The following is a 20,453-nucleotide window of genomic DNA, read 5'->3' as shown; positions in this document are numbered from 1 at the left end:
TGCCGCACGTGACTTCGCCGTCGAGAGCTGCGATCGTGGTTAGCTTGCCGGCATTTTCGACGGTGCTACGACCGCCCCCGAAGGCATGGGTTCACGCTGGCGAGCCACCGTGCTAAGCTCCGCCGGCGACCAACAACTCGGTCGCAATCTCAGTTAACTCCCGCCGCCCCCGGGGTCGGTGGTTTTTTTCTTTAACCATTCTATTCCAACGGATAGGCCGGTTCAGGCTACGGATCTTAACTTGGCCTTAAGACCCATTGTGTGGCGCCATCATTTTAGCTAAAAGCGGGCCTGCTCCAGCGTCAGTTGCGTTCAAGAGTCATGATTACGTACAAGCAATACCATATCCAACGATTTGAGCACGGCCATAAGCGCTGGGTTGCGCGCATCACGCGGGCGGATGGCCAGTATATCCGCACCATCCTGCCGGCTTCTGAGCATGCTTACCTCGATACGAAGCCCATGGCGTCCGCCGAGGAAGCCGAGGAGCTTGCCAAGGAAGGCATCGATTTCGGCGGTGTGCATTAGCCGGTTTGTCGAGAGGGTGGCCGGACGAGATCCGGCTGTCTCATCTCGAGCCGCTGTTCATCTGACACGTCTGCGGACGGCGCGGTGCTATCCTCAGGGCCGGGAGCGAGGGGCATGCAACGCACCTCGATGACCGAACGATCCAGTCGCCGGCAGCCAGACCTACCAAAAGGCTAGTCGCAATGGCCTGCGCCGAACCAAAGACTGCGCTTCGATCGCAGCTGCGGCGGCGCGGCAATCCTCCGCCACGTCCAAAAGGCCGATCCGTTCGATGTCAATGTCCGAGAGCGCCGCTTGTTCGCGGCAGATCCGCTCCAGTCTGCGAAACTCCCTCAATTCGCGATTCATTTGACCCTCCCGTTAGATCGGTGGCAGAGTAACGATAAGACATAGAGTCGCGTTAACGATGTCTTAACTGGGGTGTTTGCGAACGCCCGGACTGCCGGCACGCAACAGGCCGCCAGCGTGAACCAGCGCCCCCCAAAGGTCCCGACCTCTTGAAGCGGCTGGGTTGACTAAGATGCGATCAATATCGCCAATCGCGGTAGGCAACTGCAGTCGATGATAAATGGACACTCACTCGTTCAAGCATAGACCGACGGTCGGCAAGCTCCCACGCGTTGAGTCGTCCGCCCCCGCCGCTCGGGCAGAATAACGACACAAGCACTTTACTGTTGTCGCAGTTGAGGGCACCGTCAGCGCCGTCCGGCAAGCGGCCACCAGTAGATTATCCAGTACGGGTGGCACACTCACACGTGCCCATGCAGTCTCCAAAACGCCAGCAAAGATGAACTCGCCCATTTTAGACTCGATCAGCGCTTGGTTTCAGAATTTCGGCAGTCTCACGCCGGGGTCCATAATGGCAGTCTGCCTCATATTTTTGGCAATGGCGTTTATCGCGCTCCCCCGCACGCCGCTTATTTGCGCCGCCGGAGCCGCCTTTGGTTGGAAAGTCGCCGTGGTCATCATATTGAGCGGAACTGTCGGCGCGATCCTGGCTTTCCTAACGTCCCGCTATGTCGCAGCGGACTGGTTTCGTCGAAAGCTTGAGAGAAAGCCTAACTTCGGCGTCGTTGCACAAGCAGTAGACGAAGAAGGCTGGCGCATCGTCGCTCTTATGCGTTTGGGCGTCCCCCTTCCCGGAGCGGTCCAAAACTACCTATTCGGTTTGACGAAGATTGACATCTCGTCCTACTCGATCTCGACGCTTGTCTTCACCGCGCCGCAAGTATTCTTGTATTCGTTCTTGGGCGCGACTGGGCGAGCCTCGCTTCTCGACGAAAATCTGGGCATCTCGCTGGTCACGATGGCTCTGATCATCGCAATTGTTACCCTGATAGCATGGCGGGTAAAAGCTGTACTATCGCGCCGAGCTCCACTGGCCTAGATACCAGCTGGTGTTCCAATCATTTCAGCGGCGTCGGGGGATGCCGCTCATTGGGACGTCGCACCCGCGCTGGACAGAGGTGGAAGTCATGCCGAAAGCTGTCGCAATCTTGCCCGTCGTTCTTGCCATATATTTTCCGATCGCCTGGCACCTAGAGAGCAATTACAAGCCGCAGGAGCCCGGTATTCTGCGCCCTCCATTCGCGCATTACGCGGGGAATGCCTATCTGCGTTACCGGGCCAGTGTGGGAAGCAAGGGTGACACCTCTGCCGAACCCGAGCGCGCAAGGCTGCAGCTGTTCGAGGACGGTAAGCCACTCGGCCCCGCGCACACTGCGCCCCAGGACGTAAGCCAGCTTGGCGCCGGCCGTTTCGCATTTTTTCAAGTTGGCGAAGATCGGCCCGCTTTGGTTTTCTCGACCTCGGACAACTCCGACCCGAACACCAACGGGCGCACCTACCGCATCAACGATCCGAGCGCTCGCGATCCTTACGAGGAGCAACGGCGCCGCTAGGGGCATGGCTTGGAACAAGAAAAATAGCCATCCCAACACTCTTGATCCCACTTGAGCAGACCAACCATTCATTGACCGATGATTCAATCTTCCAGGGTTCGGCGGACGCTTACCGCGCTGTCTGATAGTTGGCGAAGAGCCAGGCCAAATCGCTTTCACGGCACCTCGCCTGATCGGCGAGGGTCGCGCTCGCACATGGATACTTCGGCAAGACTGATCATCGCGTCCCAGCTCTATCCGCCCGACGCGACCACGACGGCGGTCTATGTCAGCAAGATCGCCGAGAGTCTGGCGAGGGATCGTCAGGTCGTCGTGATCTCGGCGACACAAGGCTCGCGCGCGACCGATCAACTGGGCAGGCCCGATATCGTCGAACTCAAGAGCTGGAATCCGCGCAAGTCCGCGATCGTCCAGCGCGCTGCAGCCATCTGCCTTCTTGCGGGCCAGATGTTCTTCTCCGTCTTCAGGCGGGCAAGGTCGGGCGACATCGTGTTCTGCGTCACGACACCGTTCACCCTGCCCTACACCGTGCTGCTCGCAGCTAGGTTGCGCGGTGCAAAGACCATGCTGCTGATCTACGACCTGTATCCGGAAGCGCTCGAAGCGGCCGGCATGATCCGTTCCAACTCGTTCGCGGCCCGGCTGATCCGCTTGGCCAACACGCTGCTATTCCGGCGTCTGGACGCGATCATCGTGATCGGCCGTGACGTACCGCCGCTGATCGAAAAATATCGGGGCGTCGTCGCAAACCAGCTTCACTTCATTCCAAACTGGGCACTGATCCCGATCGGATATCGCAAGGCCGACCCGGCCAGCCGCTTCCGCGCGTCAGATCCGTCCAGATTCATCGTCGGCCTGTCGGGCAATCTCGGCTTCACCCACGCTCCCGCAACGGTTTTCGAAGCGGCCCGCCTGCTGCGGAATGAAACGGACATTCATTTCGTCCTGTCCGGCTGGGGCGTCGGCTGGGCCGTGCTCAACGACCTCTTGGCCAAGGACAGGCTCGAGAACGTCACGGTCCTTGAGCCGGTAGCCGAAGATGAACTCGTCGAATTCCTGTCGGCCGCCGATCTCTGGGTCATTCCCTATCGCCGGCATGTCACCGGCGTCTCGATCCCGAGCCGCCTCTACAATATCCTCGCCGTCGGCCGGCCGGTGATCGTCACCTCGGAAGCGAATTCGGAAGGCGCGCTCGTGCTCGGTGAAGAGGCGATCGGGTGGGTGGTCCCGCCAGAAAATCCCGCCGAGCTCGCGCGAGCCATTCGCGAGGCGGCGGACGATCGACAGGCCACAATGGATAAGGGCGTCCGTGCGGCCGACGTCGCCGAAAAATATCGCGAGGAAGTCGCCCTCGCCCGCTATCGCAAAGTCGTCAACGGCATCAGCCAAGCGCGGACGCGCCGCTGAGGGCACGCACCGTACAAGTAGTCACCACGTTTGACGCGCGTCATAAGACGGTGACCGGCAACGTGACTCGAGGCTACACTTCCCATGGACACTCTCGGCTACTCCGCCAAGCATTGGCTGGGAAAAAATCTGTCGAGCTCCACCGAGCGGACAGCTACCCACATGGCGTTTGGCCATTCCGCAGAGACTACGTGGCCGCGAAACACCGAGTAAGTGGCGCTAGCGAACGTCATCCTCGCTGCCCGAGGGGACGCTGCTAGTTGCGACACAGCTACTTAAGCGGCTTTTCGTACCAGACAAAGTGTGAGAAGCCGTTCTTAGGCCAGCCGCCAGTTTCCTGCTCCAGGATCTTCAGCCCGAACAGATCCGCCAGCGTCTGCAATTCATTTGCGTGATAAAAACGCGCGATCGGCGTAAGAAAAAAGTCGCCGAACTGTTCCCATGATGGCTCAATCGCGGGAAACCTCCACTTGCCTTGCACAAAGCCCAGCGTGGCCCAAAGCGCGAGATGATAAGGCGGGAAAACGGTGAACTTCAGAACTCGGTCGCCGATTTTTTTTCCAAACACATGCTGAACCGCCTTCAGGGGCGGGCTCAGGGCAAAATACAGAGAGCGGTAGAGGTTGTCCCAATTGTAGACTGCATAAAGCATCTTCCCCCCGGGCTTGAGAATGCGAACAAGCTCCATGAAGCATCGCATCGGATCCGGCGTGTGATGTGTCACTCCGTGCGAGATGACGATGTCGGCGACCTCGTCCGCGACGGGAAGCTTGAGGTTAGAGCCGAGAACGCCGTCCGCGTTGAGCGGCGCCCTCTGGATCTGCCGAATCGAGCCATAGGCAAGGTCAATCCCGAACGGCGTTATTCCACGATGCTCCTTGAACGCCTGGACAATGGCTCCCTTACCACACCCGACTTCGATAACGGTGTCAGACCGCGCGAACAGATAGTCGTATTTTGAATCCCGAAGCCAGCGTCCCAACGGAAGGTTGTCGAGATCCATATAGTTGTTGCAGGGAGTCTCATCGTAGTGATCTCGAACGCGGTTGTGGATGCTTTCCGGAATGACCGCCGTCGTTCCTGCATCCGGACGCAAATCGGCAACATTGCCCATGAAGCCGTAGCGCAGTCCAGACGTCTCGCCACGCAAATGATCTCCCTCGATGGAGAGAGAGCCAAGATCAACGGGGTCTCGGAGAAAGCTCAGATATTTGGGAACAAGCGACATCGCATCTCGGCAAAGGCAGAAAACTTCAGGAAAATCCGCAAGGCGGCCGGACCTTAGACTTCTCCGACTTCGCGAAGCAAGCCTCTTGTTGACAGCACACGCCTCATAACGCGAGTTCAGCGCCGATGTCGTAATACTGCATCAAGCCTATGCCCCGATGGGCATATCCGCCCTTAAGGCTTGACAACAAAAGGCAAATTCGAAACATGCTGCGACCCTGGAACCCTTGCGTGCGAGCCACACCGTGACAAGCAAGCCGATGAGCAGTGGCGTCACCTCCCGCTATGCGCGCGAGCGCCATGTCATTGTCTAGCGACACAACCATGGCCGAGCGCTCCGCGCGCATTCGCCTATCGGTTGCAGACCCAGCCGATCTCCTGTTTATTACGGCGGTGGCCATCTGGTTGATCCAGGCCGTCTACATGATTGGGCATGTCGACAGCTGGCTCGACGAAGGCCTCTATCTGATTAAGTCAAGCGAATATTTCAGCGGTCGAGTCCGGCCCTACTCGCTCGAGGACGCGACCGCCTACCCGCCGATCTATTTCTATGTGCTGGGAGCGGCGCAATGGCTCTTCGGCCACGGACATCTGACGGGGCGACTCTTGTCCGTCCTGCTCTCCCTGTGCACGCTCGTTCTTCTGCGCAAGAGCGCAGATCGATGCCTGGGCAACCGGCTGGCCGCCGCACTCGCAGTGCTCATTTATGCCGCCAATCCGATGGTCATCGCGTATATGTCGACCGCGACTCCCTACGCGATCATCACCCTGCTCACCCTGGCATCGTTTCTGGTCGTCACGGAAACCAAGCCGCTCCACCCCTTGCTGCAAACGGCAAGCATGGGCGTGCTTGCCGCCGCACTCGTCCTGATCAGGCTCAATCTCGCAGCCACGCTGCCGATGTTCGCGGCGCTCCATCTGCTCGCAAGCGGACAAGGGCAGAAGCGGGCCTTGGCCACGCTTGGGGGAGCAGCGCTAGTCGCAGGCGCATGTCTCGTCGTCAGCATCATGATCTTCGGGCACGGCCTCTTCGAAACGCTCACCTTCCTGCCCGGCCTTACTCAGATTCTCTGGCGCTTTACCGACGTCGGCACCGAAATGCACGACGTCCTCACCCTCACGCGTTCGCCAAACGACCTGCAGTTCAGCTGGCCCGTGGTTCGCGAGGTCGCGAACCGCTACTTCCTGCAACTCTATCCGGCGTTGCTTTTGCCCGCCATTCCGGGCGGGGTGCTCAGCCTGATGCACTTCCGCCGCATACCGCTGGCAGGCTTCTGCACGCTGTATTTCGTCGTCATGACCCTCGTTCACCTTCTGGGATCCCAGAGCTATTGCCCGCCCTGCCTGATGGCCTATGCCAACTATTTCCTGCCATTTGCGGCCATTCCCGCCGCACTCTGTCTCGTAACGGTCGGAGCAAGAATCCCCGTTTTCGCGAGCCGCACGGGGCTGATCCTGTTCCTCCTTGCTGCGAACTACCACGCCGCTTCGAAGAGCAGGCTTGGAATGCTGATCCCTGATTGGTGGACGAACTCACTCGTCAACGTTCAGGCGCTCGCGCAATCCCTCAAACCGCTTCTTCCTGACGGCCGCATCCTCGTGCTCTCGGACAAATATCAGCCCGTGCAAGCCGTCTGGCTGGCAGGCCGCTTCATCGAGCCCTACAGCGTCAGCCTTTTTCCCAACCTGCGCGAGCCTCTGGACGGTCTCGATGCCGAGACCAAGGCGAAGGCGCGCCATGCTTTGCAGATGCGTGGGTTCCGCGACGCGACAGCTCTTATCGAGGATTTGAACCGACCGACGGCTGCCGTAGCCCTGCAGGAAACGCCTCCGCTGAGTGACATGCTCGCTTTGTACCTCGGAAAACCCAATGCCGAGCAGGTCGAAAACACGCTTCGCGAGCGTTACAGCAAGATAGGCCACGCATCAGAGGGCGGCGTCACCATCTCCGTCTGGATGCCGAAATAAGCTCATGCGCATTCTCGAAATGAACTATGAGTTTCCACCCGTCGGTGGTGGTGGCGGCAAGGCCACCGAAGACCTGGCAGCGGAGCTTTCGAAGCTCGGCCACTCGATCCGCGTCCTGACCGCGCGGCAGGGCAATCTGCCGCGACTGGAAACCAGCGCCGGATTCGAGATCGAGCGCATCTTCGCGTTTCGCAGGCAGCGCGACCGCTGCTCCGTCTGGGAGATGATCGGTTTTATCCTGATGGCCGTTCCAGCGGGGCTGCGAACGGTGCGCACATTTCGTCCGGACGCAATCCACGTTCATTTCGCGGTGCCGACCGGTTTCGCGGCGTGGCTGGTTGCAAAGCTCTCGGGCACGCCATACGTCCTGACGGCGCATCTCGGAGACGTTCCGGGCGGTACGCCGGAACAGACTGACAAGTTCTTCCGCGTGATCAAACCGCTCACCAGGCCAATCTGGCATGGCGCCGCCGCCGTCACGGCCGTCAGTTCATTCGTTGCTCGGCTCGCGCGCGACGCCTATGGACTCGAGGCCCTTGTCATTCCGAACGGCGTCGATGTCGGCAAGTCACCGGCAGCCCCTCGCGCGCCGGGAAGGACCATCAAGCTGATCTTCGCCGGCCGCATGGTGGCGCAAAAGAATCTTGCGTGGGGGCTGAAGCGGCTCGCGGCGGTCAAGGACCGGAACTGGACGCTCGACCTGTTCGGCGATGGACCGAGCAGAACTGAGCTGGAACGGCATTGTGAGGCGCTCGGCCTCTCTGATCGCGTCGCATTTCACGGCTGGGTCGCACCAGAGGAAGTCGATGTTGCAATGTCGCGCTCCGATATCCTGTTCATGCCCTCGCTGAGCGAGGGTCTTTCCCTCGTCGCAGTCAACGCGCTGGCGCACGGGCTCGCGCTCGCCTGCTCACGCATCGACGGCTTTGCCGACGTGCTCGTCGAGAACGAAAACGGACTTTCGGCGCCGCTCGATGATCCGGAAGGCTTTGAACGCGCTCTCGCGCGCATGCTGGACGACAGGGAAGAGCTATTGCGGATGAAGCTCGCCAGCAGCGCCAAGGCAACCTCATTCGACCGCAGGGCGATCGCGGCCCGCTACGAACAGGTGCTGCAATCAGCATCGTCCAAGCTCAGCCAGAGGCGCAAGTGACACAATGCCAGCGCATCAGTACAAATTCGTAAGTCCACGCGTCATCCGCGGCAACCGAGGCGACCTGCTCAGCCGATGGGGCATTCTGAGCGCTGTTGCGATGATGACAAAGAGGCCGATTGACGTCTTCTGCTCGCGGCAGAGCCATTTGCCGCCGATTCCTGCGGCGTCGATCCCCTACGGCCCCGTCTATAATCTCTTTCCGCCCCTGAGCGGCTGGCGATCCCTCGCGAAGGCCGACGTTGCGCTGTGGACCGGGGGCCTCGACTTGCAGGACGATTCATCGCTCGCCAAGCTGTGCCATACCTGGCTCATCTTCTTCATCTATCGCCTGCTCGGCCTCAAGATCGTTTGCGTCTGCCAAGGCGCGGGTCCACTGGAGTCCCGGGTTGGACGCTTTCTTGCGCGGGCCGTGCTCAATCAGACCAAGGTCTTCATGGCACGCGACAAGGGCACCTTCGATCTCGTCTTTTCGCTTCGCTCGCGCGCCAAGTTGATCCGCTCCCACGACGGCATCTTCCTGCCAGGATTTGAGCCGCTCCAACACCCCACCTCGAAGGTGTTCGCCGACCTTGAGAAGGCGTCAAAGGAACATCGCGGGCCTCTCATCGCGATCAACATGCGCCTGTGGTTCCACTTCACGGGCGGATTCCTCCCGTATCAGTTCGCGAAGGCGTCTTTCCGTGAACGCGCCGACGAACGGATGTCGGCATTCGTGGATGCTTTTGTCACGCTGATCGGCCGGCTTCGCGCCGAGATGGACGCCCGGGTGGTACTGGTTTCGATGTACGAGCCGGGCATCGAGGAATGGGAAGACGACGCGACGTGGCTCGGCCGGTTGAAGGCCAGTTTTGCCAATGACCCAGCCGTCATTTTGTGCGAAGATGACCTGTCGATCCCGGAGTTCACTACCCTTATGAACGGTTTCGACCTGGTGATTGGTACGCGGCTGCACTCGACACTGGCCGCACTGAGGCAAGGCGTGAGAGCGATCCATCTTTCCTACACACTGAAGGGCAAGGACATCTTCGACAGCCTTGGGCTGGCGGAGTTCGCGTTCGATCTGAACGGATTCATCGAAGCGCCGGAGGCGGTCTTCGAGCTTGCGCGCGCGACCATCGACCAGGAGGATCTGCCGGCCCGGATCGCCGCGATCACCGCGAATGCCATTGCCGAAAACTTGCAAGTGCTGGACCAAGCGCTGGCCGAGGCATGCACCGCCAAGGTGGCTTCCGGCGGCCAGCGATCCCCCGGCAATCCGCGATCATCCTGATGTGCGGGATTGCCGGTTTCATCGGCGAGTGGGACGCAGCTCGCCTCAGCGATCTGACAGATGCGCTCGCGCATCGCGGGCCGGACGGACGCGGCGTCGATTTCCTGCCGCCGGGCAACGCGATCGGCCTGCCCGCCAGCGCCGTCGGATTGGGACATCGCCGACTATCGATCATCGACGTCGCAGGCGGCGCGCAGCCGATGTGGGACGCGGACCATACCGCCGGCCTCGTCTTCAACGGCGAGATCTACAATTTTCGCGAGCTTCGCAAGGAGCTCGAGGCCCGCGGCCAGCGCTTCTCGACGCATTCCGACACCGAAGTCATCCTTCATGGCTGGCGTGTCTGGGGCCCGCGTGTCGTCGAGCGCCTCGAAGGGATGTTCGCATTCGGCCTGTGGGACACGCGCACGCGAAGCCTGTTCCTGGCGCGCGACCGACACGGCATCAAGCCCCTCTATTACTCGCTTCCCGGCCCCGGCCAGATCATGTTCGCCTCCGAGATCCGGCCGCTGCTGCGCGCCGCGGACCGCGCGGCGACGATGAACAGATCTGCTCTCTACGAGTATCTTCTCAGGGGCTGGTCGGCGCAGGAATCAACGGTCTTTTCCGGCATTCGGCAGCTTCAGCCGGGCTGCTTCATGCAGTTCGATCCCGCGAAGGGAGCCGGCGCAGCAAATATCGAGCGGTACTGGCGCCTGCAAAGGCCTGGCAGTGCTCCACCCGCCGCATCCGCCGAAGAGGTCTCCGATACGCTGCGAACGCTATTTGACAACGCGGTGTCCTCGCATCTGGTAGCCGATGTCGAGGTTGGCGTGCTGTTGTCGGGTGGATTGGATTCCTCGGCCGTTGCCGCCTCGATGGCAAGGCTGGTGGACCCGTCATCGATCCAGGCCTTCACGATCGGATTTGGTCTTCCCGACGACGAGATCCCCTTTGCGAGGTCGGCCGCGAGCCATTGCGGGATCAGCTCGAACGAGCTCCTGGTCGATCCGTCCGTGTTCTCATCGGGCTTCACCGATTGCATTGAGAGCCTGGAAGAGCCGATCGCCCATCCGGTCATGCAGACGACCTGGCAGGCGGCAAAATTCGTCCGGCAGAATGTGAAGGTGGCGCTGCTTGGCGAAGGATCGGACGAACTCTTCGCGGGGTATCCGCACTATCGCCTGTTCAGACCGCCCTTCTCGCTGCTGCCGCGCCGCCTGGTGCGGAAATACGCAGTTGACGTCATGTGTCTGATGCCGGGTAGCCGCACGCTCGCGCGCCTGATGACGCCGGGCTCCTGCCAGCCGGACGCGCTCGAGGCCATCGAGCGCAGGATTCAGGCATGGTTCGGCGGCGACGATGACGCCGATGATATGCTGCGATTCGAGGCCGAGACCGCGCTCGTCCAGAACCAGCTCATGCGCGTCGACAAGCTGACGATGGCGCATTCGATCGAGGCGCGGGTGCCGTTCCTGGACAAGACATTCGCCGAATACGCCAATGCGCTCCCCTTCGGACTGAAGACGGAGAAAGGCGTGGCGAAGGCGATTTTCCGCAAGGCCATGCAGTCCCGGTTGCCGCCGGACGTCCTTCATCGTCCCAAGTCCGGCAAGAAGGGTACACAGGCGCTGCTTCCCATGATCAACGCCCTGCTGGCGCCGGGCGGGCCGCTGCATCATCTGATCGACGAAAAATCGATCGCGGCGAGGGGCTTGTTCGATCCGAAAGCGACGCGCGACTGGATTGATGGTATGGGTTCACCCGCCGTTCGCCACCACCCGATCGAGAGCCGACGGCGCGCCAAATTTGCGCTAGCCCTCGCCGTTCTCGAGCAGTGGTGCCGCCTCTACCTCGACGTCGACCGCAGGACCTCTCCGGTCGAGACCAGACACATTCCAGAACCTTCCAGCGCCCGCCATAGCCCCAATGTCCTCTGACTCCGCTGCAGTTTCCCCGTTCGATCGTCTGGAGCCTTCGCTGTTCACCAAGCTACGGCAGCAGCTCCATCCGATCTATGTCGAGTCGTTCGGCCCGATCGCGGGTTCACAGCATCACCTCGATCGGATGACGGACGACAGTCTGGACGTGAAACGGTCGATCGCCCAATTGTCACTCTTCGAGAAGGAAAGCGGCCGCAGCCTGCGGGGGTTGAAGCTGCTCGAGGTGGGCGCCGGGCTCGGTCTGACGGTGACCACGGCCAGGCTGCGGTTCGGGGCCGAAGCCTACGGCCTCGAACCAGGCGGTGAAGAGTTCAGCGGCACCTACGAACTCGGCCAGCAGCTGCTGGACGGCTGCGGGCTAGATCCCGGGCTCCTCGTCAATGGAGTTGGGGAGCACATTCCCTTCCCTGATCAGAGCTTCGACGCGGTCATATCGTCCAACGTGCTCGAGCACGTCGCCGATCCCGCAGCGGTGATGAAGGAATGCTTCCGGGTGCTGCGGCCCGGCGGCGTCTGCCACATGGTGATCCCGAATTTCGGGAGCTGGTGGGAGGGCCATTACGGCCTGCTGTGGCTGCCGCACAGCCCGCACTGGCTCGGCCGGCTTCGCGTGCGCCTCGCAGGACGGGACCCGGCCTATGTCGACACGCTACAGCTCATCACACCCGCCAAGATGAAGCGCTGGATCGCGCCATTCGGCGGCAGGATCGAGGTCAAGGGATGGGGCCAGGCGCTGTTCGAGGAGCGCGTGCGGTCGCTGAACTTCGAAGAGTATTCAACCCTGGGACTCGCCAAGAACCTGCTGCGGGTATTCCATCAGCTCGGGGTCGTCACGTTTCTGCTTGGCCTTGCACGAATATTGCGCTGGGAGACTCCCATCGTTCTCACCTTCGTCAGGACATCATGAAGCTTCGCCCCGGCCTGCTTCGGCAGTGGACGAGCGCCCCGCAGGTCTCACGGCTGGCCTGGCGCGGCTGTCAATTGCTGATCTCCGCGTCGCTGATCCTGTGGCTGCTGTCGAAGGTTGATTCTGCGACCATCAGCGCGATCGCCGGCTTTCCGCCCGCGGTTCTTGCCATCGCGCTCGTCATCTTTGCGACCAGTCAGGTGTTCGGTGCGTTGCGGCTATGGGTGCTGCTGCGCGGCCAAGAGGCAACGTTTTCACCGCTCTTCCTGATGCGACTGACCTTCATTGGCTTCTTTACCAACAACTTCCTTCCCAGCACGGTCGGCGGCGACGTCTACAGGGCGGCGGCGCTCACGCGCGGCGGCCACGACCTCAAACTCGCGATCCTGACCCTGGTCGCCGACCGTCTGCTGAGCCTTATCATCGTTGTGCTGATGACGGCGGCTGCGCTGCCCTTCACCAATTTCTGGGAGCTGCGGCCGAGCGCGACCGGAATCTCCGCCCTATCGCTCGCGATCTGGATCGCGGCAGCGCTTGCCGTGGTAGGCATGCTGGGCGCCCTGGCGAGCCGTAGCCCTTCGTTCCGGCCGGCGGTCACGAGGCTGGGCCAGAAAATGGCCGCGGCCACCACACGCGCGTTTCGCTTCGTCGGCATGCCGGGCGCCCTTGCGCTCGCGATCCTCTTCTCCGTCCTGAGCTCCGCCGCGTCGATCCTGGCCCAGTTCATCATCGCGCAAGCGCTCGGAATGGGGGTCGACGTCATGCAGCTCACTGCCGTCATCGGCCTCGTGACGCTGGCGGCCCTGATGCCCGTCTCCATCAACGGCATCGGGCTGCAGGAGGCCGGCCTCGTCGCGCTGTTTCAGCTCCTCGGCGTTGCGCAGGAGCCGGCCATTGCCTTTGCAGCCTTCAGCAGAGCGTTGATCCTCGGAACGAGCGTCATCGGTGGCCTCCTGCTGATGTTCTCGGGCCGGGGGTCGGCAGGTCAGGCTCACCGTCCGAACCGGTAGTTCTCTGCGGCGAGATCCGAGCCGCGGTAGAGCCAGCCCATCTGATAACCACGATAGTCGAGCGTCAGGACAGGCCGTGATTTGGGCTGCGGAACGCCCTGAACGATGCGGGTTCGGTTGAACAGATAATAGTCGTGATCGCCCAGGGGCTCTTTTCCCTTCACCTCGCTACCATCGCGAATGGTGAAGGGCCTGGGACGTTCGGGCAACCACCGTCCGAAATAGAGGTCATAGATTTGTGCGCCCCGACAGACGTCCGGCGATGTCAGGCAGAGCTTTTCGAGCTTGTCGCCGAGCAGTGCGCGCTCCTCGCCCCAGCCCATCCAGGACGCGTTGAGCCGGCCGACCTCTGCAAAGCCAGCATCGTCGTAGTTCAGCCAATAGGGACGAAAGGCGGCATACAGCGGACGGAAAGGCGCCGTCTCGATGACGAGAAAGAGCGACAGAATGAACGCACCGATCGCAGCTGGACTCATTCGCGCGCCGGTTTTCAGGATGTATTCCTCCGCGCGCGAGGCGACCACCAGAAGAGAGGCGGTCAGAACGAGAAACAGCGCAATGTTCAGATAGCGGTGGGCGATCGGGACTTCCAGCAAGGCGCCAAGCATCGCGAGCGCCAAGGCGACGAGAAAGAAAAGACCGGCCGCAACGTCATATTCCCGGCGACTAGTCACCAGCGCCGCGTTCGCAATAAGGTAAATGAGGAAAACGAGCGTCGGCATCGCGACGACCAAGATCTCGAACGCGTAGCCGACATAGGCGATCCTCGTTCCAATCGAACTGCTCAGCCCGAAATGCAGCCACACCCCGTTCATCGCGAATGACGGCGTTATCGGACTTGGATGAAACGGCGCCCAATAGGGCTGAAGGAAGGCCGTAGACAGCAGGCCCGCAGCAGCACCGAGAAGCATGGTACCGCCGACCGCCGGCGGAAGGTAGCGCATGATCAGCACTTGCCGCGCAGGACTGATGCGCCTGGTCAGGGTGCCGATCGTAGCGCCGGCTCCAACCAGGCACGCAATGGCGACCGACGCAGCGATAAAGCGGTTCGGGACCTGCCCGCTACCCTTCCCCGACAGGATTTGCATCGGAACCCATGCCCACGAGCTCATGGCATCGGCAACCCCTACCCAAACGCTCTTCCACAAGGGTCTCGGCAGCGACAACGAATACAAGGCCGTGGAGGCGACCGATACGCAAACCGATATCAGGATGCCAATGAGAACGCACCGCGCGGCGGCCTTAGCCGGACGGGCGGGCCATCGGCGCGCAGCCAGCACCCCTGAGGCCATCAACACTGCGCCGAGTATCGGAGAACCCGACAATTTTTCCTGCGCGGCGAGCGTTGCGACAACGATCGCGCCCAGAATTGCGGCGAGCCCATTGCGGGTCCCGCTTGAAAACGCAAGAGCAGCCAAAAGCAGCGATATCGTCGCCGCCAGCGCCGACACCATGTCGTAGTTGAAGGTCTTGATCGTGATGTTGCTCATTGGAAACACGAACAAGGCGGTAACCGAGAAGAGAAGTATCGGCGGACTAAGCGCGTCGAAGCCGCCCAGCCTGGCGATCAGGAGATAGATCGTCAGCAGCAGGAATGCCCCGATCAGCCAGTGAACGGCCTTCAGGACCATGCGGATCTGATCCTCGGCGAGACCCATGGCCTCCATCAGCCGCACCTCGTAGACGGCGACAGGCAAGGTCGTGCGAAATGCGCCCGCCTCGATCTGGCGGTAAGCCCGGTCTGCAGGATCCAGCAGAACGTTGGTGATCGCGGTCTCGTCGATCGTCATGAATTGCGTATCGCGCTCAACCGACGCCAAAATGGGAATCAGCAGCGGAAGCGCAACCGCGATCGCATAGGCCAGGCTCTTGGCTTGCTGTCGCAGGCGCGCCACGATCGCCGACCAGACGATCAAGCCGGCGCCCAGCTCGATGGCGTTGACCGGCAGCCAGTCAGACAGCGGATTGAGCAGGAACATCCTCGATTCCAGTTCGACAAAGGGCCTAGGCCGGCCGCCGCAACACCGCATTGATGGACTGGGCGAACACCTGGCCGCGGTCCGCCGAGTCCAATAGTCTTGCGATCCCTGTGAGCAACCAGCTCGCCGAGCGGGCCGCGTGAGGGAAACCGGGAGAATACAACAGCGATGTCGTCAGCATGCTACCCGCCTGTAGCGTCGCATGCGCGAGGCCGCCGGCGGCTGAGAGCTCGACGATTTCGAATCCCGCGTCACGGGCGAGCTTCTCCACCCCGTAGCGGGTGAAGCGGAAGTAGTCGTGCGGCTGACCGTGAAGATAATAGAGGAACGGCACCGAGAGGATCAGGACACCGCCCGGTTTGAGCACGCGTAGCAACTCGGGAAGCGCCGTCCACGGCTGCGGCATGTGTTCAAGAACCGAGCAGCAGAAGATGGAGTCAAAGGTGCTGTCCGGAACCGGCAGCAGTCCTTGCGCGTCGGAGACGAAATCGAGATCCGGATGGGTGGGGAAGGCGTCCGTTGCGAAGTAGCTGCTGGCCCGGGAGCGGATCGCGGCGCGCCAGGCCAGCCTCCCGGCGCCCAGGTCCAGCGTCGTGCCCTTCACGTGGCGATGGATCATCGGAAGCAGCGCGCCGTAGGCTGTGCGATGGTCGACGGCAAGGTCCCAAAATTCATCGGAGCCGATCGTTCGATCGCAGACTTCGTTCCAACGTCGCTGCAGCCAGCCAATCACAGCCGTTCATCCTATGGAGCAAGGTGGGACAGGCGCGCGTCCAGGCCGAGCCAGATCCACAGCGCGCCCCGATCGTCGCACTTTTTTGCCGCATGGTCGGCCCAGCGTCGCGACAGGACGCGCTGATTGAGGAAGCTCGTTCGTGACGAGGCGGGCATCGGGAGCTGCCGCAGCCACCGTGCGATCGGGGCACCGAACCCCTTCTTCGCCCGATTGAGGATGTCGTCAGGCAGCCGGTTGCGGAGCGAGCGCTTCAATATCCACTTGCTCACACCGTTGCGCAACTTGACGTCGATCGGCAGGCGCCGTGCGAACTCCACCACGTCGTTATCGAGAAAGGGAGCGCGGACTTCGAGCGATTCGAGCATCGAGCTGCGATCCGACTTCACCAGGATATCGTCGGGCAGGTAGAGGTTGGTGAAGAACTCCAGCGTGCGGTTGGCATCGTCACGGGCTTCCGATTGCTCCCACGCCGTTATCGCTTCCCCGTACAGCGTCTCCGGATCCACCTGCTCCTCGAAGAGTTCCGATATTTCCCTGCTGCCGAGGGCGCCGAGCCACGCCGCATTCCACATCGACGGCTTCAGGCTCAGGCCCCTCAGGCCGCGCTTGACCTTGAAATCGAAACTCATGTTCCGCTCGGAGGGCGGCAGCCGACTCGCCAGAACGGAGATCGCCTGATGGATCTTGCGCGGAACCATCCGATCGTACATGCGGGCAAGCCCGAGAATCTTGAAAGGATCGTAGCCGGCAAAGAGCTCGTCGCCTCCGTCGCCCGACAGCGCCACTTTAACGCTCTCCGCAGCGTACTTGCACAGTACCGACGTCGGGACGATGGAACTGTCCCCCATGGGCTCGTCGATACGCCCGAGCAAGGCGACGAGCTCCGATCGCACGGCGTCGAGATCACAGAGCTTGAAGTGCCAATTGCATCCGACGAGCTTGGCGACCCGCTCGGCGTAACGAGACTCATCGAAGCTGGGCTCGGTGAACCCAATCGAGAAGGCGTCAATGGTCTTGGGGTCGCGCGCGTCCGCCGCATGCGCCAGGATCGCCGAGGAATCCACGCCACCGGACAGAAAAAGACCTAGCGGCACGTCGCTTTCGAGCCGTGCGGACACGGACTTGCCGAGAAGATGGTCGAGCTCCTCTGCCCAATCATCTTCCGTCCCCGCGGGCGCTGCGTCGGTCAGAATTGAGAAGCGCCAATACGATCGCTCGATAGGGGTTGGCAGCGGAGCATGGTCGATCTGGGACAGGTTGATATCGAGCCAGCTGCCGGGCCGCAACCGCTGGACCCCGGCGAGCGGCGTCCTAGTTCCTGGGATAAAGCTGTATGCAAAGAGCTTCTGTATCGCCAGACGATCGATGCCGGTCCCCCTCAACGAAGGATGTTTGGTCAACGCCCCGAGCTCGGAGGCAAAGACGAACTCTCCGTTCTTTACGGTCCAAAACAGAGGCTTTTCACCGAACCGATCGCGCGCGAGGACTAAGCGCTCGCCAGCACGATCGAGTAGCGCGAAGGCGAACATTCCGTTGAGCCTGGGCAGCAGTTCCTCGCCCCATTCGACCCAGCCGTGAAGCAGCACCTCGGTATCACTGTGGGATGTCGCGAAGCGATGCCCGCGCGCCTCCAGCTCCGACCGGAGACTTCGGTGATTGTAGATTTCGCCATTGAATACGACCGTGATGCGGCCATCCGGAAGAGACATCGGCTGGATGCCGCCTCCGATGTCGAGAATGGCGAGACGCCTGTGCGCGAGGTGTACGTGCCTCTTCGTATCCGACAGGAAGCCTTCTCCGTCGGGTCCCCGATGGGCAAGCTCGCGCGCCATCGTCCTCAGGACGGCGGGATTCTCGGCGCCGACGAAGCCTGCGATTCCGCACATGTCAGTCGCTTTCAGCCTCGAAATTGATCCGATTCTTTACATCGTAAATACGCTTGCTCTGCGACTCGAAGTAGATCCGGACCATCAGCTCCGCGAGCAACCCCATCAGGATACACATCGTGCCGGTGATCGCGCACAGCGACACGAGAAGCGGCAGCGGCGTCTGGATGAAGGTGATGCCGTCGAAATATTTCAGCCAGAGAGAATATAGGCCGGTACAGAACCCAAGGGCGAAGAAGGCGACCGCGGCTCCGCCGAAGACGTAAATCGGCTTCGTTTCGTATTCGGTGAGGAACTTGACCAGCAGCAGATCGAGCACGACCTTGAAGACGCGCTCCAGCCCGTATTTAGACTTGCCGGCGCGACGCGGGTGGTGCGCGACCGGAATTTCCACCACGCGGCCTCCCTGCCAGGCGGCGTAGATTGGGATGAATCTGTGCATCTCGCCATACAGCCGGAAACCGCGCAGAAGGTCGGCCTTGTAGGCTTTGAGCGTGCAACCATAGTCGTGGAGCGACAACCCCGACAGCCAGGAGATGAGCCGATTGGCGAGCCGCGACGGGAAATTCCGCAGGAGTGCGTTGTCCTGCCGATCTCGGCGCCAACCCGACACGACGTCGAACCCCTCGTCCATCTTGGCAAGGAGCCGCGGAATGTCGTCGGGATCGTTCTGCAGATCACCGTCCATAGGCACAATGACGTCGCCCCGCGCCGCATCAAATCCCGCCATCATGGCGGCGGTCTGGCCGCAGTTTCTAGCGAAGGTGATGACCTTGAACCGGGAATCGGACGCGGCCAGGCGCTCGAGTTGCTGCGCCGAGCCGTCGGTCGACCCGTCATTGACCAGAATGACCTCAACCTCCCGTCCAAGCGTCGAGATGGTCTTCGCGAGCGCCGCACGAAGCGGCTCAATGTTGGCCTCTTCGTTGAAAATGGGAATGACGATCGATAGTCTCGCGGCCCGACTTGGCATTTCCAGCTCTGAAGTCGGCGCAACGTCGGTCATGACAGCCTTCCAGATAGATCCCCACGCTGAGCGATAGAGCTGCCCGCCCCCACCCTTTGACGTGGTACTTCGAACGCAAAGGCATCGTCAACTAGTAGATCTGCAGCCCCCGGCCTGGTGAATTAAGGTTGTCGGCCGCTTGCCTGGGCCCGGCATTTCGGATAGCCAGACATCACTCACTGCCGACATGGACGATGATGTCAGGAACTGGTCAGAGCCTCTACCGACGCGCACGTAAGGTAATGCCCGGCGGAACGCAGCTGCTCTCAAAGCGGCCGGAAATGTTCCTGCCAGAGCAGTGGCCGACTTATTTTAAATCGGCCAAGGGCGCCGAGGTCGTCGACCTCGATGGCAAGACCTATCTCGACATGAGCTATTGCGGCATCGGCGCCACGATTCTGGGCTTTGCCGATCCCGACGTCGATGCGGCGGTGAAGACCGCGATCGACATGGGCTCGATGTCGACCCTGAACTGCGCCGAGGACATCGAGCTCGCGGAACTGCTGGTCGAGCTGCATCCTTGGGCAGACATGGTGCGCTTCGGCCGCGCCGGCGGCGAGGCCATGGCGATCGCGGTCCGTATTGCGCGTGCGGCGACCGGCCGCGACATGGTAGCGTTCTGCGGCTATCACGGCTGGCACGACTGGTATCTCAGCGCCAATCTCGGTGAGACCACCGCGCTCGACGGCCATTTGCTGCCGGGCCTCGACACCAAGGGCGTGCCGCGCGGGCTCGCCGGCCTGATGCATCCGTTCCACTTCAACAAGCTCGACGAGATCGAGGCGATCGTCGCCGCCCATGGCGAGCGGCTCGCTGCGATCGTGATGGAGCCGGTGCGTTCCAGCGAGCCCGAGCCGGCCTTCATCAAGGGTATCCGCGCACTCGCCGACCGCTGCGGCGCCGCGCTTATCTTCGACGAGGTGACCTCCGGCTTTCGCATCAACTCCGGCGGTGCGCATCTCGCCTACGGCGTCGACCCCGACATGGCCGTGTTCGCCAAGGCGATCGCCAACGGTTTTCCGATGGCCGCAATCGTCGGCCGCGACTCGGTGATGGACGCTGCGCAAGAGACCTTCGTCAGCTCGACGGCCTGGACCGAACGCGTCGGCCCGGTCGCAGCCCTGGCCACCTTACGGAAGCATCGCGAACAGAACGTCGCCCGGCACCTGATGCGGATTGGCAGCCGGATCCAGAAGGGCTGGACCGAGGCGTCACAGGCCACCGGCATGCCGCTGCACGTCTCCGGCATCTCGCCGCTCGGCCATTTCGCCTTCGATCTGCCCGACGCTCAGGAGGTCCGCACGCTGTTCACGCAGATGATGCTCGACCGCGGCATCCTCGCCACCGGCTCGTTCTACGCGATGTGGTCGCACACCGACGCCCACGTCGATCGCTACCTGGAAACGGTGAACGAGGTGTTCCGCGGCTTGCGAACCGCGGTCGACCAGAAGGCCGTCAAGCAGTTGCTGCGCGGCCCCGTCGCGCATTCCGGATTCAAGCGGTTGACCTGACCAGATCCCAGAGCGTTTTCAAGCGAAGTGGGCACCGGT

The 20,453-nt window shown here is 61.7% G+C and carries 17 protein-coding genes; 11 read left to right on the top strand and 6 right to left on the bottom strand.

The window, feature by feature from the left end; genetic code table 11:
• Nucleotides 1-321 precede the first annotated feature (321 nt).
• Nucleotides 322-528 (top strand): hypothetical protein, encoded by a 207-nt coding sequence (locus XI08_RS32370; RefSeq protein ID WP_271577505.1) that lies wholly within the window; start codon nucleotides 322-324, stop codon nucleotides 526-528.
• A 162-nt stretch (nucleotides 529-690) separates the two neighbouring features.
• Here XI08_RS32370 and XI08_RS32365 read toward each other — a convergent pair whose 3' ends face one another.
• Nucleotides 691-876: a hypothetical protein gene (locus XI08_RS32365; protein WP_271577504.1), complete on the bottom strand. Its 186-nt coding sequence runs from the start codon at nucleotides 874-876 to the stop codon at nucleotides 691-693.
• A 511-nt stretch (nucleotides 877-1,387) separates the two neighbouring features.
• Between XI08_RS32365 and XI08_RS32360 the strand changes: the two genes are divergently transcribed.
• The 3 genes from XI08_RS32360 (at nucleotide 1,388) to XI08_RS32350 (ending at nucleotide 3,836) form a co-directional block, all read left to right on the top strand.
• Complete coding sequence (locus XI08_RS32360) at nucleotides 1,388-1,915, top strand: TVP38/TMEM64 family protein (RefSeq protein ID WP_271577503.1); 528 nt, start codon at nucleotides 1,388-1,390, stop codon at nucleotides 1,913-1,915.
• A gap of 88 nt (nucleotides 1,916-2,003) precedes the next feature.
• A complete protein-coding gene (locus XI08_RS32355; RefSeq protein ID WP_271577502.1) occupies nucleotides 2,004-2,429 on the top strand; it encodes a hypothetical protein in 426 nt (141 codons plus the stop codon).
• Between the two features lie 195 nt (nucleotides 2,430-2,624).
• A complete protein-coding gene (locus XI08_RS32350) occupies nucleotides 2,625-3,836 on the top strand; it encodes a glycosyltransferase family 4 protein (protein ID WP_271577501.1) in 1,212 nt (403 codons plus the stop codon).
• A 271-nt stretch (nucleotides 3,837-4,107) separates the two neighbouring features.
• Here XI08_RS32350 and XI08_RS32345 read toward each other — a convergent pair whose 3' ends face one another.
• On the bottom strand, nucleotides 4,108-5,064 hold the full coding sequence (locus XI08_RS32345; protein WP_271577500.1) for a class I SAM-dependent methyltransferase: 957 nt from the start codon (nucleotides 5,062-5,064) through the stop codon (nucleotides 4,108-4,110).
• 323 nt (nucleotides 5,065-5,387) lie between these two features.
• On the opposite strand from XI08_RS32345, the gene XI08_RS32340 reads away from it, so the two are divergent.
• The 6 genes from XI08_RS32340 (at nucleotide 5,388) to XI08_RS32315 (ending at nucleotide 13,296) form a co-directional block, all read left to right on the top strand.
• Nucleotides 5,388-7,031: an ArnT family glycosyltransferase gene (locus XI08_RS32340; RefSeq protein ID WP_271577499.1), complete on the top strand. Its 1,644-nt coding sequence runs from the start codon at nucleotides 5,388-5,390 to the stop codon at nucleotides 7,029-7,031.
• Nucleotides 7,032-7,035: 4 nt separating this feature from the next.
• Complete coding sequence (locus tag XI08_RS32335; RefSeq protein ID WP_271577498.1) at nucleotides 7,036-8,184, top strand: glycosyltransferase family 4 protein; 1,149 nt, start codon at nucleotides 7,036-7,038, stop codon at nucleotides 8,182-8,184.
• 4 nt (nucleotides 8,185-8,188) lie between these two features.
• Nucleotides 8,189-9,457, top strand: a complete 1,269-nt coding sequence (locus XI08_RS32330) for a polysaccharide pyruvyl transferase family protein (RefSeq protein WP_271577497.1) — start codon at nucleotides 8,189-8,191, stop codon at nucleotides 9,455-9,457.
• Nucleotides 9,457-11,376 carry an asparagine synthase (glutamine-hydrolyzing) gene (gene asnB / locus XI08_RS32325; protein WP_271577496.1) on the top strand — a complete coding sequence of 640 codons (1,920 nt, stop codon included), beginning with the start codon at nucleotides 9,457-9,459 and terminating at the stop codon, nucleotides 11,374-11,376. The genes XI08_RS32330 and asnB (XI08_RS32325) overlap by 1 nt, the downstream gene beginning before the upstream one ends.
• Nucleotides 11,366-12,286 carry a class I SAM-dependent methyltransferase gene (locus XI08_RS32320; RefSeq protein ID WP_271577495.1) on the top strand — a complete coding sequence of 307 codons (921 nt, stop codon included), beginning with the start codon at nucleotides 11,366-11,368 and terminating at the stop codon, nucleotides 12,284-12,286. Before asnB (XI08_RS32325) ends, XI08_RS32320 begins: the two co-directional genes overlap by 11 nt.
• A 74-nt stretch (nucleotides 12,287-12,360) precedes the next feature.
• Nucleotides 12,361-13,296 carry a lysylphosphatidylglycerol synthase transmembrane domain-containing protein gene (locus XI08_RS32315; RefSeq protein WP_271577494.1) on the top strand — a complete coding sequence of 312 codons (936 nt, stop codon included), beginning with the start codon at nucleotides 12,361-12,363 and terminating at the stop codon, nucleotides 13,294-13,296.
• On the opposite strand, the gene XI08_RS32310 is transcribed toward XI08_RS32315, so the two are convergent.
• The 4 genes from XI08_RS32310 to XI08_RS32295 are packed head-to-tail and all read right to left on the bottom strand — an operon-like array spanning nucleotide 13,278 to nucleotide 18,903.
• Complete coding sequence (locus XI08_RS32310; protein WP_271577493.1) at nucleotides 13,278-15,275, bottom strand: hypothetical protein; 1,998 nt, start codon at nucleotides 15,273-15,275, stop codon at nucleotides 13,278-13,280. The two genes, XI08_RS32315 and XI08_RS32310, sit on opposite strands and share 19 nt — an antisense overlap.
• 25 nt (nucleotides 15,276-15,300) lie before the next feature.
• Nucleotides 15,301-16,008 carry a class I SAM-dependent methyltransferase gene (locus XI08_RS32305; RefSeq protein ID WP_271577492.1) on the bottom strand — a complete coding sequence of 236 codons (708 nt, stop codon included), beginning with the start codon at nucleotides 16,006-16,008 and terminating at the stop codon, nucleotides 15,301-15,303.
• An 11-nt stretch (nucleotides 16,009-16,019) separates the two neighbouring features.
• Entirely contained in the window at nucleotides 16,020-17,897 is a 1,878-nt protein-coding gene (gene asnB, locus XI08_RS32300) for an asparagine synthase (glutamine-hydrolyzing) (RefSeq protein WP_271577491.1), read from the bottom strand.
• A 1-nt stretch (nucleotide 17,898) separates the two neighbouring features.
• Entirely contained in the window at nucleotides 17,899-18,903 is a 1,005-nt protein-coding gene (locus XI08_RS32295; RefSeq protein ID WP_271577490.1) for a glycosyltransferase family 2 protein, read from the bottom strand.
• Nucleotides 18,904-19,184: 281 nt separating this feature from the next.
• Here XI08_RS32295 and XI08_RS32290 point away from each other — a divergent pair, with 281 nt between their 5' ends.
• Nucleotides 19,185-20,414: an aminotransferase class III-fold pyridoxal phosphate-dependent enzyme gene (locus XI08_RS32290; protein ID WP_271577489.1), complete on the top strand. Its 1,230-nt coding sequence runs from the start codon at nucleotides 19,185-19,187 to the stop codon at nucleotides 20,412-20,414.
• The last annotated feature ends 39 nt before the right edge of the window (nucleotides 20,415-20,453 follow it).

Source organism: Bradyrhizobium sp. CCBAU 11361 (genome assembly GCF_028128935.1).
Classification (GTDB): Bacteria; Pseudomonadota; Alphaproteobacteria; order Rhizobiales; family Xanthobacteraceae; genus Bradyrhizobium; species Bradyrhizobium niftali.
The sequence above is the reverse complement of the archived record's forward strand: the minus strand, read 5'-3'. Positions and strand labels throughout refer to the sequence as shown.

What these genes read in the sequence shown, in the direction of transcription:
- XI08_RS32370 (WP_271577505.1), top strand. Translation starts at nt 322, where the DNA reads ATGATTACGTACAAGCAATACCATATCCAACGATTTGAGCACGGCCAT.
- XI08_RS32365 (WP_271577504.1), bottom strand. Translation starts at nt 876, where the DNA reads ATGAATCGCGAATTGAGGGAGTTTCGCAGACTGGAGCGGATCTGCCGC.
- XI08_RS32360 (WP_271577503.1), top strand. Translation starts at nt 1,388, where the DNA reads ATGGCAGTCTGCCTCATATTTTTGGCAATGGCGTTTATCGCGCTCCCC.
- XI08_RS32355 (WP_271577502.1), top strand. Translation starts at nt 2,004, where the DNA reads ATGCCGAAAGCTGTCGCAATCTTGCCCGTCGTTCTTGCCATATATTTT.
- XI08_RS32350 (WP_271577501.1), top strand. Translation starts at nt 2,625, where the DNA reads ATGGATACTTCGGCAAGACTGATCATCGCGTCCCAGCTCTATCCGCCC.
- XI08_RS32345 (WP_271577500.1), bottom strand. Translation starts at nt 5,064, where the DNA reads ATGTCGCTTGTTCCCAAATATCTGAGCTTTCTCCGAGACCCCGTTGAT.
- XI08_RS32340 (WP_271577499.1), top strand. Translation starts at nt 5,388, where the DNA reads ATGGCCGAGCGCTCCGCGCGCATTCGCCTATCGGTTGCAGACCCAGCC.
- XI08_RS32335 (WP_271577498.1), top strand. Translation starts at nt 7,036, where the DNA reads ATGCGCATTCTCGAAATGAACTATGAGTTTCCACCCGTCGGTGGTGGT.
- XI08_RS32330 (WP_271577497.1), top strand. Translation starts at nt 8,189, where the DNA reads ATGCCAGCGCATCAGTACAAATTCGTAAGTCCACGCGTCATCCGCGGC.
- asnB (WP_271577496.1), top strand. Translation starts at nt 9,457, where the DNA reads ATGTGCGGGATTGCCGGTTTCATCGGCGAGTGGGACGCAGCTCGCCTC.
- XI08_RS32320 (WP_271577495.1), top strand. Translation starts at nt 11,366, where the DNA reads ATGTCCTCTGACTCCGCTGCAGTTTCCCCGTTCGATCGTCTGGAGCCT.
- XI08_RS32310 (WP_271577493.1), bottom strand. Translation starts at nt 15,275, where the DNA reads ATGTTCCTGCTCAATCCGCTGTCTGACTGGCTGCCGGTCAACGCCATC.
- asnB (WP_271577491.1), bottom strand. Translation starts at nt 17,897, where the DNA reads ATGTGCGGAATCGCAGGCTTCGTCGGCGCCGAGAATCCCGCCGTCCTG.
- XI08_RS32295 (WP_271577490.1), bottom strand. Translation starts at nt 18,903, where the DNA reads ATGACCGACGTTGCGCCGACTTCAGAGCTGGAAATGCCAAGTCGGGCC.
- XI08_RS32290 (WP_271577489.1), top strand. Translation starts at nt 19,185, where the DNA reads ATGTTCCTGCCAGAGCAGTGGCCGACTTATTTTAAATCGGCCAAGGGC.